The sequence below is a fragment of the Henriciella pelagia genome, from assembly GCF_002088945.1.
GTDB classification, from domain to species: domain Bacteria; phylum Pseudomonadota; class Alphaproteobacteria; order Caulobacterales; family Hyphomonadaceae; genus Henriciella; species Henriciella pelagia.
Map to the genome: position 1 here is coordinate 374162 of NZ_NCSU01000007.1, position 17287 is coordinate 391448.

Consider the following 17287-nt stretch of genomic DNA (forward strand, 5'->3'; position numbering starts at 1 on the left):
ATGCTGGCCTAGGAATCGCAACCCGACCGCGTGCTTTCAAGCGCCGCCAGGTTCCGCGTCACGCCCGACGCATTTGGATATTGCTCAGGCAGGATGGCAAGCGCGTTGCATGCCTTGTCCGTGTCACCGACGAGACGCATGGACCGCGCGAGCTTGACCAGCGCGTCAGGCGCGCGGGCATCATCGGGATATTCGCGGATCATCTGGGTGTAGGCTTGGCCGGATTCGGCGAAGGCTTCCTGCTGGAACAGCGTTTCCGCCAGCCAGTACTGGGCTTCGCCCGCCTGCGGATCGTCGCCGAAGCGCTCAAGAAACGCACGGAAGGCTTGCTCGGCCTCTTCATACTGGAATTTCAGGAGCCTCGATTTCGCCATCGCAAACAGCGGGCCGGCCTCGCCTGGAAGGTCGCTGGCTGTCAGCGTACCGAGCGAACCCTGCACGGACGGATTGGCACCTGAAGTCCCCGTGTCTGTTGTACGCGTCACAATCCGGCGCTGGGTTCCCGCCTGCGTTGCAGCACTGGCAACCTGCGCCCGCTCATCGGCATCTTCCGGAGGCGCCGTGCGCGCCGCGATCACGGCCTCGCTGCCTTCATCGGTGAGTCCCCGGCTGAGAATGGCCTGTATGTCACCCTCAAGATCCTGCAGGCGGCTATTCAGACTCGCATTGGCACTGCGCAGGCTTTCAAGCTCCTCTGCGATCTGCGCGTCGTCATTCTGCATGCGGTTCATCTCGTCACGAGACTGCGACAGAAGGAATTCAAGAGTTTCGATCTTGCCGTTGAGCTGGGCATTCTCATCCTGAAGGCGGGTCACGCTCAGCTTCAGCTGCGCGTTTTGCTGACGCACATCGGCGACGGCGTCGGCAAGGTTGCCACTCGTCGCACCCCGCACAATCGGGGCAGCTTGTGCGCTGGCAACAGGAACGCTGACGAACGACATGGCAAGCAGGCTACAGGCGATAACCAGACGGTTCATATAGAAGACTCCACGCGAATCGGGTGTTCAGCGTTTTCGCATATGAAAAAGCCGGGGCCAAATTATGGCACCCGGCTCAATCATTACAGTTGGCACACCGCCTTAGCTGGTTGCGCCGGACAGGATCTGGGTGAAGCCGTTGCGGTTGAGAGCCCAGGCCGCCTCATTGGATGCAGTCGCCAGCGGGCGCTCCTTGCCGTAAGAAACGGTTTCGATACGGGCCGGATCAACGCCGAGGCTGACGAGATAGTCCTTCACGATGCTTGCGCGGCGCTCGCCGAGGGCGAGGTTATACTCGCGGGTGCCACGCTCATCGCAGTTACCAGCGACGAGAATGCGAACCGACGGATAGGACTGCAGCCAGGCTGCCTGACGCTGCAGGATATCCTGATCGTCGGAGTCGAGGCGATACTGGTCGAGATCGAAATAGACGCGGTCACCAACATTGACGGTGAAGTCTTCGATCGAACCAGCAGCTGGGCCGGCGTCGATGACGCGGGTTGGTTCTTCGACCACAGTGCGGGTATTTGCTGGTTCTGTGGTTTCAGCAACAGGAGCAGTTTCCTGCACCGGGGCTGGCTTCGGTTTGGAAGCACATGCTGCAGCGCCGAGAAGAAGGGCGATGGAAGCGGTAGACATTACAGTACGACGCATTGGTTACTCCTTGCTATGGTCGTTTCAGCGTGCGCCTATAGACAGCGAATTTGTCAACTTCGTGGCTAATATACCGACCTGATTCTTGATCAGCACGCTGTGGCATTTTGAACACTATACTTCAAACAGCAAGTCTTCAGTTCAAAAGAGGAGACCAGGCCGGGTCCGAAGCGTCGGTCGGCGTTGGAATCTGGCGAAGATTGCGGCCTGTAAGGTCAACCGACCAGAGCTTTGGTCCTGCCCCCGGTGACGTCTCGCGGAAGAAGGTGATCACACGGCCATTCGGCGACCATTCCGGACCTTCATCGAGATAGGATTCGGTCAGCAAACGCTCGCCCTCTCCGTCGATGCCGATCACGCCGATATGGAATTTTCCGGCGGCCTGCTTGGTGAAGGCAATCAGGTCACCGCGTGGGCTCCAAACCGGTGTCGAATAGCGGCCCGACCCGAATGTGATCCGGCAGGCGGTGTCGCGGCCGCCCGACGGACAGGTGAGCGGCGAACCATCCGTGTTCATTATGTAGAGCTGCGGGCTGCCACCGCGGTCGGAGTTGAACACAATCTGGCGGCCATCTGGCGACATGGATGGCGAGGTATCGATCGCCGGGTGATCTGTCAGCCTGCGCGTGCTCTGGGTTACGAGATCGCGGATGAAGATGTCGGAATTGCCGCTATTGGCCTGCGTCAGCAGGACCGACTGGCCATCACGCGAGAAACGCGGCGCAAAAGTCATGTTCTGGAAATTGCCGAGAACTTCCTGGCGACCGTTCTGGATGTCGAAGAGATAGACGCGCGGACGGTTATTCTCATACGACATATAGGTGATCTGCTGGTTCGACGGCGAGAATCGCGGCGTCAGCACGGTGAAGGTGCCGGACGTCAGATATTTCACATTGGCACCGTCAGAATCCATGATGGCGAGGCGCTTGGTGCGTGCATCCTTCGGGCCGGTCTCGGCGATGTAGACGATGCGTGAGTCGAAATACGGATCTTCACCGGTCAGGCGCGAATAAATGGAATCTGCAATCTTGTGCGCGATGCGGCGCCAGTCTTCAGGCTTTGCCGTGAAGCGTCGGCCGGCCTGTCCCTCAAGGCGCATGACTTCCTCGCCATAGACGTCCCAGAGACGGACGGAGGCGCGGATGAATTCGACCCCCTCGACCGTCACCGTATCGACTTCGCCGACAACCAGGGCATCCGTCTGGATGATCTTCCAGTCCGCAAAGCGCGGCTGCGCATTGATCGAAAGATCGCGCTGGATATGTGCGCTTTGCGGGGTGATCGTGAACAGGCCCGTCGATAGCAGATCATTCTGCACAACCGCGGTGATGTCGGTCGCCAGCTGCACATTGTCACCCGTCGCCTCGAAGGTCGGGATGGCAATCGGGGTCGGCTTCAGCACACCTTCGGCAATATTGACTGTCACCTGGGCCTGGGCGGCAGGCAGCAGGACGGCAAGTCCGGTCAGAAGGGCAGCGATGGATCGTTTAAGCATATGGGGCTCCTCGCCTCGTTGGTTTTAGTCGCCTGTAAAGGCAGGTCCGAGATTGATGTTTGCAGTCTTCCAGAGTTCGTAATCGTCGCGCGGCAACCGGTAAGGTTGGCATTTGCGAACTGCGCGTAGGGCACGCTCGATTGCAAGCGACATGGACCGGTCACCAATAGGCGCGCGCGACGGGCGCACAAGTTCGATATCGATCAGATTGCCCTCTGCATCGAGTTCAGCGCGCATCTGAACGTTTAACCGCTTCGGCTCCGGCTGGTCGGCCACGCCGTCCCAGCACGGATAGATCTGGTTGTAGAGCAATTGCTCGATCCGAACCGTATTGGCCGTGCGTTCGCCAGCGCCCTTGCGGGCTTCCTGGTTCGGCTTGACGTCAGGGATTTTCGTCTGTTCCTGCTTGGGCGGATCGGTGCGGCGCTTGGTCTCGCGCTCGCTCTCGAAGGTCGAATCCGCATCATTCAGGAAGTCATCGAGCGGATTGCGCTTCGGCGTCGGATTGGGTGGTTTAGGCTGCTGCGGCTTGGGCTGCTCTGGCTCAGGCTCAGGTTCTTCTTCCGGCTCTTTATCGAGGTCCGGCACGATATCGTCTTCAGCTTCTTCCGGCGCAGACTGCTCTGCCGCCGTCGCGATATCATCTTCAGGCAGGTCCCGCTCATCCGGTTCTTCTTCTACCGGATCTTCAGGCTCTTCCTCTTCGACGGGTTCGGGCTCCGGCTCTTCTTCCGGCTCGGTTTCCTCGGGCTGTTCACGGACAGGCGCGACATTGGTGATCTCGCCAAGGTCAACGAGATCGACCGGCACGATCACGAACTCTTCCTCGAGCACGTCTGCCCCGACATAGGGCCATACGATATAGCCCGCGCCGATAACGGCGGCATGAAGCAGGAGAGAGGCAGGAATGCCGCGAATCATGGGGGTTACTGTTGTCCTTGCGCTTTCGGGTCGGTGACGAGCGCGATGTTGCGATAGCCGGCGCGCTGCATGCGGGTCATGACTTCCATCACCGCGCCATAGTTCACGCCGTCATCGGCGCGCAGGTAGATGCGCTCCTCATAACCTTCGCCAGCGATGGCATAGAGCGTCGAGACCAGGTCTTCGGGGCTTACTTTCGTATCCTGGATGAACATCTCGCCGCTGGAATTCAGCGTGACCGAAAGGGGCTGCGACTTCGGCGCGGCCAGGTTTTCTGCCGACGCCTTCGGCAGCGACACTTCCACCCCAGTCGTCAGCAGCGGCGCGGTGATCATGAACACGATCAGCAGCACCAGCATGACGTCGACGAACGGCGTGACGTTGATTTCAGCGGCGAGGCCGCGGCGTCCGCGCTTTCCGCCTGAGGGTCCAGCTGCCCAACCACCTGCCATGGTCTAGCTCCTCTCGGTCGTGCGGCGCGACAGGCGGACAAGAAGGTCCTGGCTGAACGTGTCGAGCCTGTCGGCAAACTGGTTCAGGTCACCCGTGAACTTGTTATAGAAGATGACTGCCGGGATCGCCGCGATCAGGCCGAGGCCGGTTGCAAACAGCGCTTCGGCAATCGGGCCGGCCACGTTGGTCAGCGACGTGTCCTGCTTTTCGGAAATGTTGATAAAGGCATTCATGATGCCCCAGACCGTGCCGAACAGGCCGATAAAGGGCGAAGACGAACCGATTGTCGCAAGCACGCCGAGCCCTTTGCTCACCCGGCCAACTTCGCGGTCAACGCCAGCGCGGAGAGACCGCTCCGCGCGGCCAATCAGCAAATTCGCGTCATCGCCCGGCGGCATGCGGCGCGCATCATTCCACTCACGCGAGATCGACGCGAAGAGCCGCGACGCCGGATCACTGTTGCCCGAGCCGGGTCGTGCGTCGAGATCATCGGCACGGCCCGTCCAGAAAGCGTCCTCAAAGGCCTTGGCCTTCTTGCGGGCACTGCCGACCGTGAACAGCTTCTCGATGATGACCGACCAGGACCAGAGGCTGGCAATAAACAGTATGATCAGCACCAGTTTCACCACGATGTCCGCTTCGAGAAGCAGGCCGAGTAGGGAGAAGCCGCCTTCCGTAGGCGCCTGGGAGAGAGCTTCGCTTTCCATGAATATCCTCGTTAATTGTGCATCTGACACTGCACATCCCGCGCAGCCGGACGGAGCCAGAATTGGCAAACTCCTCCCATATCCAATGAGAATCGGGCGGAAACTTGACGTCGCAGCCATTCATGGCAGCAGGCGCAGCATTGGAGCGAACTGGTTAACGATTTGTCAGTGAATGAACGGGTTTCAGGCCGCAAATATGAAGGACTTCAGATGCTCGACCATTTCGGGCACGGGCCGGCGCGGGCGGCCATCTGAGTGGATCATCACCGCGGTGATATCGGCCTCGGCAACGACTTCGTCGCCCCGGAACGCCGTCTGCTGGAAGATGATCCTCGCCCCCTGCACACCAATATAGCGCGACCGGATCTCGAGCAGGTCATCGACCTTCGCCGCCTTGCGAAAATCGACATTCACATTGGTCAGCGTGAAGGCGGCCGGGTCGGGACGCTGCAACAAGGACTGGTGAGACACCCCGGCATCGCGAAGGAAATCGGATCGCCCCCGCTCGAAGAAGCGCAGATAATTCGCGTGATAGACCATGCCGGTAAAATCGGTGTCTTCATAATAGACACGAACCTGCAGCCAGTGCTGGTTCCGTTCGTCGATCCTGCCGGAAGTCCCTGTCATCCGCCTGCTTCCCTTTGCATACCGCCAGATGGCCCTCGTCCTTCGACAGGCTCAAGATGAGGGCTATGGGATGGCCATGCCAACCTTTTCCTCAAGCGCAACCTCATCCTGAGCCTGTCGAAGGATGAAGCCACAATCGCCGCCTAGCTAGTGCCGGAAATGCCTCATGCCGGTCAGCACCATGGCGATGCCCGCCTCATTCGCCGCCTTGATCACTTCCTCATCACGGATCGACCCACCCGGCTGGATGACCGCGGTCGCCCCTGCCGATGCCGCCTGGAGCAGACCATCGGGGAAGGGGAAGAAGGCATCGGACGCGGCGACGCAACCTTTGGTCTTCGGTTCGGGCCAGCCTGCGACTTCCGCGGCGTCTTCTGCCTTGCGAGCGGCGATGCGCGCTGAATCAATGCGGCTCATCTGGCCTGCCCCGATGCCCACTGTCGCCAGGTCCTTGGCATAGACGATCGTGTTTGACTTCACATGCTTTGCAACCCGCCAGGCGAAGATCAGGTCCTTCAGTTCCTGCTCGCTCGGCGCCTTGTCCGTCACCACGCGAAGGTCTTCGATGTCGATCCGGCCGAAATCGCGGTCCTGCACCAGAAGCCCGCCCGCCACAGACTTCACGACCTTTCCACGCGCGGAAGGGTCAGGAATGCCATTGGTAAGCAGGAGGCGAAGGTTCTTCTTCTTTTCGAATACAGACAGCGCGCCATTGTCGGCGCCCGGCGCGATCACGACTTCGGTGAAGACCTTGGTGATCTCTTCAGCCGTTTCCGCGTCCAGCATACGGTTGAGGGCAACGATCCCGCCAAAGGCCGAAGTGGAATCGCAGGCCAGCGCCTGCCGGTAGGCCTCGATTGCCGTCTCGCCCAGCGCCACGCCGCACGGATTGGCATGCTTGATGATCGCCACGGCGGGCGTCTCATCACCCAGTTCGCCAATCAGCTCGTAGGCCGCGTCGGTGTCATTGATATTATTGTAGGACAGCTCCTTGCCCTGCACCTGGCGCGCATTCGAGACACCGGGGCGCTTGTCGCCGGTCTTGTAGAAGGCTGCTGACTGGTGAGGGTTCTCGCCATAGCGAAGGCTTTGTGAAAGACCGCCGCCGAACGCCATCCAGTCCGGCGCATTCTCTTCGAGCTGCGCGGCATACCAGCCGGAAATCGCCGCATCATAGGCCGCCGTGCGCGCATAGGTCTTTGCCGCCAGCTTGCGGCCAAGGGCGCGCGGGATCAGGCCCTTTCCCGAATCCATTTCACCCAGCACGGCCAGCACGTCCTCGCGGTCGGTACACACCGCGACTGAATCGCCATTCTTGGCTGCGGCGCGCAGCATGGCCGGGCCGCCAATGTCGATGTTCTCGATACAAGTCTCGAAATCCGCGCCGCCGGCAACCGTGGCCTCGAACGGGTAGAGGTTGATGTAGACGAGATCGATTGGAACGATGCCATGCGTCTCGGCATCCTGGATGTGGGTATCGAGATCGCGTCGGAAGAGCAGTCCGCCATGCACCGCCGGGTGCAGCGTCTTGACCCGCCCGTCCATCATTTCCGGATAGCCGGTCAGGTCTGAAACATCGCGAACGTCGAGACCGGCCGCCTTTATCGCCTTCGCTGTCCCACCCGTGGAAACCAGTTCCACTCCGTGAGCGGCCAGACGTTGCGCCAGTTTTTCCAGCCCCTCCTTGTCAGACACAGAAAGAAGCGCGCGGCGAATCTTGAAACGCTCGGACATGGGCAGGCGGTCTCCGGAAAGGGCTATTCAGGCGCTGCCGTAGCACGCACTGTAACAAGGTCAACCGATCAGACTGTCTCGGTCCCTGAGGTGTTTTGGCTTGTATTCAGGCACGAGGCGCGACAGCGCCTTGATGGCCTCATCCCGGCGCCGGTTACGGGCATGGTCGAGCAATTCGTCCAGTTGCTCGTCGAAATCGTTTGCAATGGGATGCTCCAGGGCCACCTTGTAGATGCCTTCGATCCCGACCGAGTGAACCTCTTCGTGATTGTAGGTCAGCATTTCGTGCATCTTCTCGCCGGGTCGCAGACCCGTTGTCCTGATCTCGATATCGCGGCCCGGCACGAGACCTTTCAGGCGGATCATGGCTTCGGCGAGCGCCTTGATACGGATCGGCTCGCCCATATCGAGCACATAAAGAGACGAGGTGCCCGGTGAGCCATTATGCGTGGCCGATTGCAACACCAGCGCCGAGGCCTCTTCCACCGTCATGAAGTAGCGAGTGACATCCGGATGGGTCAGCGTCACCGGACCGCCATTGGATATCTGCCGTTCGAACAGCGGCACGACAGAGCCGGACGAGCCCAGCACATTGCCGAAGCGCACCATGGAAACGGCCAGGTTCGATGAGCGGGCCTGACGCGTCATGGCAATTTCGGCGAGCCGCTTGGTTGCGCCCATCACATTGTCCGGGTTCACGGCCTTGTCGGTCGAGACAAAAACCAGCTTCTCGACGTCATACTCAATGGCCGCGCGGGCTGTTTTGACCGCCCCGCCGACATTGGTGAGGATCGCTTCACAGACATTGTGCTCCATCAGCGGCACGTGTTTCAGAGCGGCTGCATGGATAATGACATCCGGATCCGCTTCCTTGATGGCGCGCTGCACGCGGATTTCGTCGCGAACATCGCCGAGCTCCGATTTGATCCGCACGTTCGGAAACTCGCTGCGCAGGGCAAGGTCCGCCTCGTAGAGATTGTATTCTGACGAGTCGAACAGGGTAAGAAGGTCGGGATTCATTGCGGCGCACTGGCGTGCCAGTTCAGACCCGATCGTGCCACCGCCGCCCGTCACGAAAACGCGGGAGCCCTCAATGAGGCCCGCAACCGGTCGATTATCCAGAATGCGCTCGCGTCGCTTGAGAAGGTCGGCAGGGCGCACGGGCAGCATCGCCCCGCCATCGCCGCCCGCATCGAGCGACATGACTTCCGTCTTGCGGTTGGCCGCCTCTTCAAGGATCTGCGTCATGTACTGGCGCTCACGCGCAGAGCCCGAAACCGCAACGAGCGGTGTCTTGCCGTAGCGCACGGCCAGCAGGTCAAGCACCTTGCCGAGATCATCAAGCCCGCCCATCACCGGAACGCCGCGAATGGCCCGGCCAAATTCTGCACCGTCCGGTTCGAGCAGGCCAAGCACGCGAACCTTGGCGCCTTCCTGGTCCTGATTGAGCGCGCGCAGGACAGACGGTGCCTCAATCGCCTTGCAGATGAGCAGCGTCATCGGCGCGTCGTTGCGAACTCTCGAAAAGAAGATCTGGAAAGGCCGGCGGGTCGACCGGCCGAGCGCAATCATCCGGCCGAGAAAGATAATGGCCAACCAGATCAGGTCCGCGATGAGAATGGCGCTGCGCGGAAAGCCGATCAGCCGGTTCCAGAGGAACATGACTGGCAGGAACATCAGCGTCGCAAGACCAACAGCCTGCATGATCTTCACAGCATCGGGCCAGCCGGCATGGCGCCAGACCTGGCGGTGCACGCGCAGCAGATAGAATGATGCCAGCCCGACCAGGGCGAAGGTGAAGGTTGCAACGGCCCCGGCCTGCCAGGCCTCCGGCGGTGCCCCGCCGGTTGAAAGCCATCTGGATGATATTGCGATTGCCATCGCCACGGCGGCTGCCCCGGTATCGAAACCGAGCGTCATCGCCATGGCGCGGCGCGCTTCGTCCCGCGGGCTCATGCAGGCCTGTCCTTCAGGAATGCCCAGCGGACACAGTTTGGCGGACCGGACCCGTCGCTATCGGCCTGTGCACGGCCGCTGAGAACAATCTGGGAGGTTTTTTCAATCACGCCACGCCCGAGGTAAAAACTCTTTTCCAGCCGAGCCGCCTCGTGGCTCGTCTTGAAGCGCCACACTGCCCCTGTTTCGGTTTCAAGTCGAATGGAATTGTCGCCCATCATGACGGTTACCGTTGGATGCAGGTGAAACCGCACCGTATAGGCAATTGTGCGCGAATCATCGGCAGGCCCTGCCGACACCGGGCGCGCGAGCGAGTCCTCTCCGGCCAGCCTGCGCCCATTGCCGGACATGAAAAGCCGCCGTCTGTGCAACAGGCCGAAATGTTTCTTGTAGCCACCATGCTGCGCATCGAGCCAGATCTCGTCCGCCTCTTCCAGCCGCTTTGCCGAGATACCCTCCGGCCCATCCGGGAAGGTCAGCCCCGTCTCGTCATTGCGCACGAAGGGCGCTGAGTCCTCGCCCGCAAGGATCAGGGTCGAATGCGCGCTCGTGCGGCGCACGGCAGCCTGCCAGTCAATATCGATCTCCGGGCTGAACGCACAGGAGGTGACCAGCCTGGCGGCCCCGTCATGCAGCTCGAAACCGAGAGCGCCGGCATGGGCGCGGTCGCCAAAGGGCTGCTCCGGTGCGGCGCCGGCATCGAGCAAAAGGCTTGTCTCGCCCTTGACCAGCTTGTGAAAGCCGGATTTCGGCGCCACGGTAAACCGACGCGGCGATGTGCCCAGCTGCTCGATTGCAGCGTCCACCGCCTCCGGCAGGCTCTCATGCCCGTCATTGAAGGGCGGAAGCGCACCATCGCCCGCCCGGAAGAACCCCACCATCCCGCCGAGACGTTCGATCCAGCTCTGGATGAAGGGCGGCACCGCCCGGTCCGACCGCTGGATCACGTCACGCAGGACGCAAAGCTCAAGCATCGACCGCAATCCGCGCGCCGGTGCCCGCGTCACATGCCCGCCATCGGGCAGGATCTGCGCGGTACACTCATTCTCCAGCAGGGTCAGCGCTTCGCTGAGCCCCTTGCCCCGCTTCAGGCAGAGCGCATTCAGCACGAGCACGATCGAGATCCGCCACCGCGCAGCCGGTTCTGTACAGTCATCATGCAGGGATTCGACATGCCGGATCTGCCGGCCGAGCACGTCGAGACGCTGATGGACAGTCTCTTCGTCGCCCACTTCGAACAGGGCCGGACCGCAGATCATCCAGTTCCAGATCCGGTCCGCAGCGCAGCCAGCCCGCCAGGCGAATCCGTTGAACCGGCCGAAATTCTCGATCCAGTCATCCACGAGGAAGCGCGCGCGGTCAGCGCCCGCATCGCCTTGCGTGAACACATCGGGTAGCCAGTCAAACCGGTGCAGGCGATCGGCAAAATGCTTTGAAGGCAGGCGTCCCGACCATGGGGCACGTCCCGCTTCCATCTGGATCTTGTCCATGCCGATCCGCCAGATATCGCGCATCAGGCTCTCGCCGCGCATATCGTCAGCCGGCGCAATAGCCCGCGGATACACGCCGAATCCGTCGGGCGCGGCTCCCGCAATCTTCAGGCGGTGAATCGGACTTGCCGTTGATTCCTCGCCGCTACGACCCGTCAGCCGCGCCCACAGTTCGGCGTCTTCTTCAGGTGTGCGGCGCATGGCAGGGGCCGATTTTGCAAACTCTACGCTCATAGCTTGCCTGTTGCTGGACCTGCTGGGTGCTCAGCCCCGAAGGGCCGCGATATTCGCAGCATAGTGGCTTGGGCCGCCCTTGAACACTGCCGAACCCGCCACGATGGCGTTTACGCCGGCTGAAATCGCGCGCGGAGCCGTTTCGGGGTTGAGGCCGCCATCCACTTCAAGGATGATGTCACGGCCTGTCTCGTCGATCTTCTTGCGGAAGATCTCGATCTTTCTGAGCTGGCTTTCAATAAAGCTCTGCCCGCCAAACCCAGGGTTCACCGACATGACGAGAATCTCGTCAATATCGTCAATGATCGGGTCGACGACATCCGCCGGTGTGCCGGGATTGATGGCCACGCCGGGTTTCATGCCCGCGGCCCGGATGGCCTGCAGCGTGCGGTGAATGTGCGGACCGGCTTCCGGGTGCACCGTCAGTATGTTCGCGCCCGCCCTGGCAAAGGCGTCGATATAGAGATCAACCGGCGCAATCATCAGGTGCACGTCGAACGGCTTGTCGCTGTGCGGCCGCAGCTTTTCGATGACCGGCGGTCCGAAGGTTAGATTTGGCACGAAATGGCCATCCATCACATCGACATGGATCATGTCGGCACCGGCCGCATCAATGGCACGAATTTCCTCGCCGAGTTTCGCAAAATCGGCAGACAGGATCGATGGAGAAATCAGGACATCAGACATGGCTACCGCCTAAGCCGAAACCGCCGTCAGCACAAGGCTGACGGCGGCACTCTAAATCACTCTACTGCAGCGCTCAGCGCGCTCTGAATCAGTAGGCGCTGAGCGGGACGACACGAACCCGATCACCATAGGTGACGTTCACGCGCGTACCGGGCTGGATGAAGATGTCTCCACCCTGAATGATTTCGGCAACCTGTCCATTGTCGAAACGGACGGTATAGGCATAGCCGCGGCGGGTATTGAGGGCCTTGCCGGCTTCGTTACCTGCAACGCCGCCGAGGACAGCGCCACCGACGGCGCCAGCCGTCTGGGCCTTGTCGCCGCCGCCAAGCTCAGAGCCTGCGAGGCCGCCCAGGACGGCACCTGTTGCCGCGCCCAGCCAGGATTGCTCCGGCTTGATCTGGACTTCGCGATAAGTGGTTACGACACCCGACCGCACTTCGGTCTGATAGCCGACCGCGTTCGGGCTGACCGTGTTGGCACCATAGCCACTGGCACAACCCGCAAGCGCGAGCGTCAGGGCAGCGAAAGCGCCGGCCATCATCTTGCTCGGCGTTTGAACGGTATTGTTCTCAGTTGTCATCTGGTGCTCCTTTGCACATTGGACGCGGCAATTATCCCGCCTTCTCGCTGAACCCGATATGAATTCGCGCAGGCAATATTGTGGCGATTTGCCGGTATTCTAGGGCAAGGACTGTCTAAATTCGCCTTAGGCGCGAGACGAAAAAGAAATCGTGGCCATATTGACCGTTCGGCAAGGTGAGGACATCGCCGTGCCCTGTCACGCCATTGGCGAAGTCGCCCGCCTCGTCAGCGCTTATCGGCGCGCGTTCCAGAAGGCCGCCCGCAACCACTCGGTCGACCACTTCCACGCCCTCGCGGCTGAGAGGCGTACATACGCAATAGATGAGCGTTCCGCCTGGCTTCAGCATCCTCGCGGACGCTTCGAGCAGGCGCGCCTGCACCTCCGGAAAGCGCGCTATGTCGTCCGGTGACTTGATCCATGCCCCTTCCGGGTGCCGCCGCAGTGTGCCGAGCGCCGAACAGGGCGCATCCAGCAGGATACGGTCGGCCGGTTGAGACGGCGTCCAGTCTTCAAGCTTGTCGGCCACGATCTCGACATTGTCAGACAGCCCCGTCCGCGCAAGATTTTCCGAGACCCGCTCAAGCCGCGAGGCCGAGCGGTCCAGCGCCACGATTTTAGCGCCGGTTGCAGCCAGCTGCATGGTCTTGCCACCCGGCGCAGCGCAGAGATCGAAAACCATTTCGCCCGGTTGCGCGCCGAGCAGGCGAGCCGGCAAGGCGGCCGCGACATCCTGCACCCACCAGCCGCCGCCTTCGAAGCCTTCCATCTCGGCAATCCTGCCGGTTGGCACCGAAACGCTGCCCGGCCCGATCACTTGCCCCTCAAGGCTTGCCGCGAGCGCTCCGGCCTCATCGGGAGATTTGGGGGTGAGGTGCAGTTCCGGCTCGACAAGCTGGGCCTCGGCGATGCGCCCCGCTGCCTCAACCCCCAGGCTCGTCATCATCGCAACGGTCAGCCAGTCCGGCCAGACAGAGATCACCGGCGCCTTGTCGAAATGCGACCGATCCGACACGACCTTGCGAAGGACAGCATTCAGGAACCCGGCGGCCGACTTCGCCCGCGCCCAGCTCTTCGCCGCATCGACCGTCTCGCTGACCACGGCGTGGGGTGGGGTTTCCATCAGCCAGGCCTGCGCCGCGCCGACCCTGAGCAGCGCCCGCGCCGGCGGCGTCGCCGTATCGAGCGAGCGGGTCAGGAAAGGCGCAAGCCCCTTGTCGATGCGGCCCAGCTGTCGAAGCGCAGCGCTGGCCATGGCCCGCGCAAACCCGCGATCCGGACCGCTCAGGCGTTCAAAGAATTGCGACGTCGCCATCGCCTCGTCGAGAGTCCGGCGATTGTCGAGCGTCTCAATAAGAAGGTCAGCCGCTGCCTGCCGTGATCTTGCCCCGCTCATCCCCAGGGACCAGCCGCGCGCTGGTTCGCGACGTTTGCACTGTCATCCATCGGCGCCTTCATCTCAGCCGCCAGTTTGCGGAGCGCCTCGACCCGGTTTGCCGTGGACGGGTGGGTCGAGAAGAGGTTGTCGCCCTTCAACCCGTTCAGCGGATTGATGATATACATGTGAGCCATGGCCGGATTGGCCTCGGCGCGCTGGTTCACAGCGGCCCGCGCGCCCCGGTCGATCTTCTGTAGCGCCGAGGCGAGCCATTGCGGATTGCCGCAGATCTCTGCGCCAAGGCGGTCGGCTTCATATTCGCGCGAACGGCTGATCGCCATTTGCACGAGGGCGGCCGCCATCGGCGCGAAGATCATGATCGCGATTGAGGTGATGATGCCGCCGCGCTCGCGATTGCCAAAAAAGAGCGCGAAATTGGCCAGCATGCCGATCGCACCTGCAATCGTGGCGGTCACTGTCATGGTTAGCGTGTCGCGGTGTTTTACATGCGCCAGTTCATGCGCCATCACACCGGAGACTTCCTCGCGCGTCAGCATGTTGAGCAGGCCTGTCGTCGCCGCCACAGCCGCATTCTGCGGGTTGCGGCCCGTCGCAAAGGCGTTGGGCTGCGGCGTGTCGATAATATAGATCTTGGGAGCCGGCATGCCGGCATGCTCGGCCAGCGCACGTGTATCATTCGCGAAGGTACGCAAGACGGGCGAGGGCTCGTCTTCAGTGATGTGCCGCGCACCCTGCATCCTGAGCACGATCTTGTCGGCATTCCAGTAGGAGAAGATGTTCATCACCAGCGCGATGCCGAAAGCGATCGCCATGCCCACGGCGCCACCGACAAGATAGCCGACAGCCATGAACAGGGCCGTCATTGCGGCCAGGAGGATAAATGTCTTTGCAGTGCCCACGGGGACGCAGCTCCTTGATTGGCAATTGGGTGGTTCTAATCTGTTACAATGGAATATATGGAATTTGTTAACGTAGATGTCAGTCGTCTACGTGTTGAATGACAGAAATATCATGACCAGACCGCTTTCCCCTGAAGCCCAGCGCGCCCTCGCCGAAGCCGAAGCCCGGCGCACCGAACAGCTGCAGCGCGAAAAGGCGCTGGAAGCCGAGCGGGAAAAGGAATCCGGCGGCCCGAAACATCGCGAACCCACCCGTTTCGGAGACTGGGAACGCAAGGGTATCACCTACGATTTCTGACGCCTCGGCACTCTCCTGGCGCACGAAGAAATTTCGCGTCTCAGGTTAACCTGTTTGCAGACCATCCTGTCTGGGCGTTTACTGACGTCTGGCCTCTGGATTGCGTGAGCCTCTCCAGACACGACCGAATTTTTCGCTCAGGAGGCGAATTGCATGCCAAAACGCTACAGACTTGCCGCGCTCGCAGGAACTCTTGCCCTGTTTGCAGCCCCTGCTGTCGCAGATGGATACGCCAACCGTCCCGTCAACAAAGGCCCGGCCCCTCTGGAAGCACACCAGCTGACCCCGCCGGAGCCAGGCTGCTATCTCGTGGACGCGCAGACCGACACATGGTCGTGCCCGCCGCTCCCGCAGAAAGCCTCGACCAGCTCGACGCGTACCACTTACACTTCAGCGCCTGCTGTCCGGTCGGCATCCTATGGCGCAACGACCCGCACTTATATCGACGAGTCGAAGACACGCACTTACGTCAACCGCTACACGACCGGCGGTGAATGCTGCGGCGATACCCGCCCGGTGCCTCCGCCGCGCTATATACCTCCAGCCCCGCGTCCCCCACTCCTGGTGGAACGTGGGCTTCGCATCGACATCAACGCCTTCAATGGCGGCGTCGGCAGCGGCGTTGATGGCGGCTATTATGGTGGCGGGGGCGGCTTTGCCTATGCAAGTGCCTCCTCCTCGGCCAGCGCCATGTCATCGGCGGCAGCCTCCCTCACCTTCCGCGGCAGCTTCAAGGGCCGCGGTGGCAAGAAAGGCAAGGGCGGCTGCAATGTCTGCGGTGGAGGTGGCCATCACGGCGGCAAGAAAGGCGGCGGCGGAAAAGGCCGTTAGCCATCAGACAAGTTTACCCAGGGACGGGTAAGGGTCGGCAATTTGCCGGCCCTTTTTCTTTTGGCCGGTCACCCGTCATGCGGCCGCGCCACTCTCTGCACCGCCTTCTTGCGCTCGCGTACCGTGATATAACCGGCAGACACGATGATGATGGCGGCACCAATCCAGACATTTGCGCCCGGCAGGAAGCCGATAATGATCAGGTCCGCCACTGTCGCCATCGGCAGGCGCAGATAGTCGATCGGCGAAATGAAGGACGCATCCCCCACCTTCACCGCCGAAATATAGCAGAACTGGGCGATAAAGCCGGTACCTGCCATGAACACGATCCAGCCCCACGTCTCGAGCGACGCGTCGGACCAGAAGATGAAACAGAAAGGCAGGAGAAGGATGGATGAGAGGATGTTTGCATAGGTCAGCAGCGCAACCGCTGAGAGCTCCGCCGACAGCGATTTCACGAGCACGATGGCAAAGGCGAGGAAGAAGGCGCTGGCGATGGCGCACAGCGTGCCCATGTCGAGATTGAGACCGTCAAAAGCGCCAGGCTGCCAGAACACGAAGATGCCGGGCAGCACCATGATCAGCACGCCGATGAAACCCACACCCGCAGCTCCCCAGCGATGCGGGCCGACGACTTCCCGCAGCACAACCGCCGCCAGCACGGTCACAAAGAGCGGCCGCGAAAAGCTGATCGCATTGAACTGCGACAGGGACATGGTGAAGAAATCGGACACCGCCACCATGGCCAGCGTGAAGCCCAGCGTGCCGAACAGGGACCGCAGCAGGAGCAGGCCAGGATGCTTCGTCTTCATCTTGTGGAGCCCGACGCGCAGGATCACTGGAACGGAAATCAGACACGCAATGAAAGAGCGCCAGAAGGCAAGGAAGACCGGGTGGACCTCCTTCGACAGCTCCTTCGACAGGACGATGTAGACCGTGAAGCCGATCCCCGACAGAACCATGAACATCGCGCCAAGGGCATTGCCAGACAGGCCCCGGGCCTTAGATTCGCCCTCTCCATCGCCACTGGCACCATTCTGGCTTATCTGATCACTCATGCAGACATTTTCCCAATCTGACCTCGATGCCATAGACAAGTTGTGGCGCTCTGTCCCGGCTGATCATGTCTGGACAGGCTGGTCAGCCTCCGGCGCAGAACCGAAGGAAGTCTGGCTGTATCGCACACGCGCCCATTGGCGCAAATTCCCGCTCCGCAAGACAGAGACCGGTTACGCCCTGTTCGACGAGAAGGATCGCAAGGTCGCCGACGCCGAAACCCTCGAAAGCCTGCTGAGCGCCGTGGAAAGCATACCGGGCCTGCGGACCGGGACAGACAGCTAGC

The 17287-nt window shown here is 61.4% G+C and carries 18 protein-coding genes; 3 read left to right on the top strand and 15 right to left on the bottom strand.

Annotation, left to right across the window (positions count from 1 at the left end):
- Positions 1-8: 8 nt before the first annotated feature.
- The 14 genes from ybgF to htpX form a co-directional block, all read right to left on the bottom strand.
- A complete protein-coding gene (ybgF, locus tag B8746_RS04485) occupies positions 9-977 on the bottom strand; it encodes a tol-pal system protein YbgF (RefSeq protein ID WP_084392029.1) in 969 nt (322 codons plus the stop codon).
- A 102-nt stretch (positions 978-1079) separates the two neighbouring features.
- Positions 1080-1631: a peptidoglycan-associated lipoprotein Pal gene (pal, locus tag B8746_RS04490; protein WP_084392030.1), complete on the bottom strand. Its 552-nt coding sequence runs from the start codon at positions 1629-1631 to the stop codon at positions 1080-1082.
- Between the two features lie 136 nt (positions 1632-1767).
- Positions 1768-3126 carry a Tol-Pal system beta propeller repeat protein TolB gene (gene tolB, locus B8746_RS04495; RefSeq protein ID WP_084392031.1) on the bottom strand — a complete coding sequence of 453 codons (1359 nt, stop codon included), beginning with the start codon at positions 3124-3126 and terminating at the stop codon, positions 1768-1770.
- 24 nt (positions 3127-3150) lie between these two features.
- Positions 3151-4047 carry an energy transducer TonB gene (locus tag B8746_RS04500; RefSeq protein ID WP_084392032.1) on the bottom strand — a complete coding sequence of 299 codons (897 nt, stop codon included), beginning with the start codon at positions 4045-4047 and terminating at the stop codon, positions 3151-3153.
- A gap of 5 nt (positions 4048-4052) precedes the next feature.
- Positions 4053-4499: an ExbD/TolR family protein gene (locus tag B8746_RS04505; protein ID WP_084392033.1), complete on the bottom strand. Its 447-nt coding sequence runs from the start codon at positions 4497-4499 to the stop codon at positions 4053-4055.
- A gap of 3 nt (positions 4500-4502) precedes the next feature.
- Complete coding sequence (tolQ, locus tag B8746_RS17500; protein ID WP_084392034.1) at positions 4503-5207, bottom strand: protein TolQ; 705 nt, start codon at positions 5205-5207, stop codon at positions 4503-4505.
- 183 nt (positions 5208-5390) lie between these two features.
- Positions 5391-5834, bottom strand: coding sequence for a YbgC/FadM family acyl-CoA thioesterase (locus B8746_RS04515; protein WP_084392035.1), 444 nt, complete (start codon positions 5832-5834; stop codon positions 5391-5393).
- Between the two features lie 147 nt (positions 5835-5981).
- The gene (gene purH / locus B8746_RS04520) at positions 5982-7568 is read right to left on the bottom strand and encodes a bifunctional phosphoribosylaminoimidazolecarboxamide formyltransferase/IMP cyclohydrolase (RefSeq protein WP_084392036.1); all 1587 of its coding nucleotides are present in this window, start codon (positions 7566-7568) and stop codon (positions 5982-5984) included.
- Positions 7569-7628: 60 nt separating this feature from the next.
- The gene (locus tag B8746_RS04525; RefSeq protein WP_084392037.1) at positions 7629-9524 is read right to left on the bottom strand and encodes a polysaccharide biosynthesis protein; all 1896 of its coding nucleotides are present in this window, start codon (positions 9522-9524) and stop codon (positions 7629-7631) included.
- Positions 9521-11248, bottom strand: coding sequence for a heparinase II/III family protein (locus tag B8746_RS04530; protein WP_084392038.1), 1728 nt, complete (start codon positions 11246-11248; stop codon positions 9521-9523). Before B8746_RS04530 ends, B8746_RS04525 begins: the two co-directional genes overlap by 4 nt.
- Positions 11249-11278: 30 nt before the next feature.
- Positions 11279-11935: a ribulose-phosphate 3-epimerase gene (gene rpe / locus B8746_RS04535; protein WP_084392039.1), complete on the bottom strand. Its 657-nt coding sequence runs from the start codon at positions 11933-11935 to the stop codon at positions 11279-11281.
- An 88-nt stretch (positions 11936-12023) separates the two neighbouring features.
- Positions 12024-12518 carry an outer membrane lipoprotein gene (locus B8746_RS04540; protein ID WP_084392040.1) on the bottom strand — a complete coding sequence of 165 codons (495 nt, stop codon included), beginning with the start codon at positions 12516-12518 and terminating at the stop codon, positions 12024-12026.
- A 115-nt stretch (positions 12519-12633) separates the two neighbouring features.
- The gene (locus tag B8746_RS04545) at positions 12634-13914 is read right to left on the bottom strand and encodes an RsmB/NOP family class I SAM-dependent RNA methyltransferase (protein ID WP_084392041.1); all 1281 of its coding nucleotides are present in this window, start codon (positions 13912-13914) and stop codon (positions 12634-12636) included.
- A complete protein-coding gene (htpX, locus tag B8746_RS04550; protein ID WP_084392042.1) occupies positions 13911-14816 on the bottom strand; it encodes a zinc metalloprotease HtpX in 906 nt (301 codons plus the stop codon). Before htpX ends, B8746_RS04545 begins: the two co-directional genes overlap by 4 nt.
- A gap of 112 nt (positions 14817-14928) precedes the next feature.
- On the opposite strand from htpX, the gene B8746_RS04555 reads away from it, so the two are divergent.
- Both B8746_RS04555 and B8746_RS04560 read left to right on the top strand, forming a co-directional pair.
- Positions 14929-15114 (top strand): DUF1674 domain-containing protein, encoded by a 186-nt coding sequence (locus tag B8746_RS04555; RefSeq protein ID WP_095380848.1) that lies wholly within the window; start codon positions 14929-14931, stop codon positions 15112-15114.
- A gap of 153 nt (positions 15115-15267) precedes the next feature.
- On the top strand, positions 15268-15945 hold the full coding sequence (locus B8746_RS04560; RefSeq protein ID WP_084392044.1) for a hypothetical protein: 678 nt from the start codon (positions 15268-15270) through the stop codon (positions 15943-15945).
- A 68-nt stretch (positions 15946-16013) separates the two neighbouring features.
- Here the strand turns inward: B8746_RS04560 and B8746_RS04565 are convergent, their stop codons facing one another.
- Positions 16014-17003: a DMT family transporter gene (locus B8746_RS04565; RefSeq protein WP_158084533.1), complete on the bottom strand. Its 990-nt coding sequence runs from the start codon at positions 17001-17003 to the stop codon at positions 16014-16016.
- Between B8746_RS04565 and B8746_RS04570 the strand changes: the two genes are divergently transcribed.
- Complete coding sequence (locus B8746_RS04570) at positions 17002-17286, top strand: hypothetical protein (protein ID WP_084393117.1); 285 nt, start codon at positions 17002-17004, stop codon at positions 17284-17286. The genes B8746_RS04565 and B8746_RS04570 overlap by 2 nt on opposite strands.
- The last annotated feature ends 1 nt before the right edge of the window (position 17287 follow it).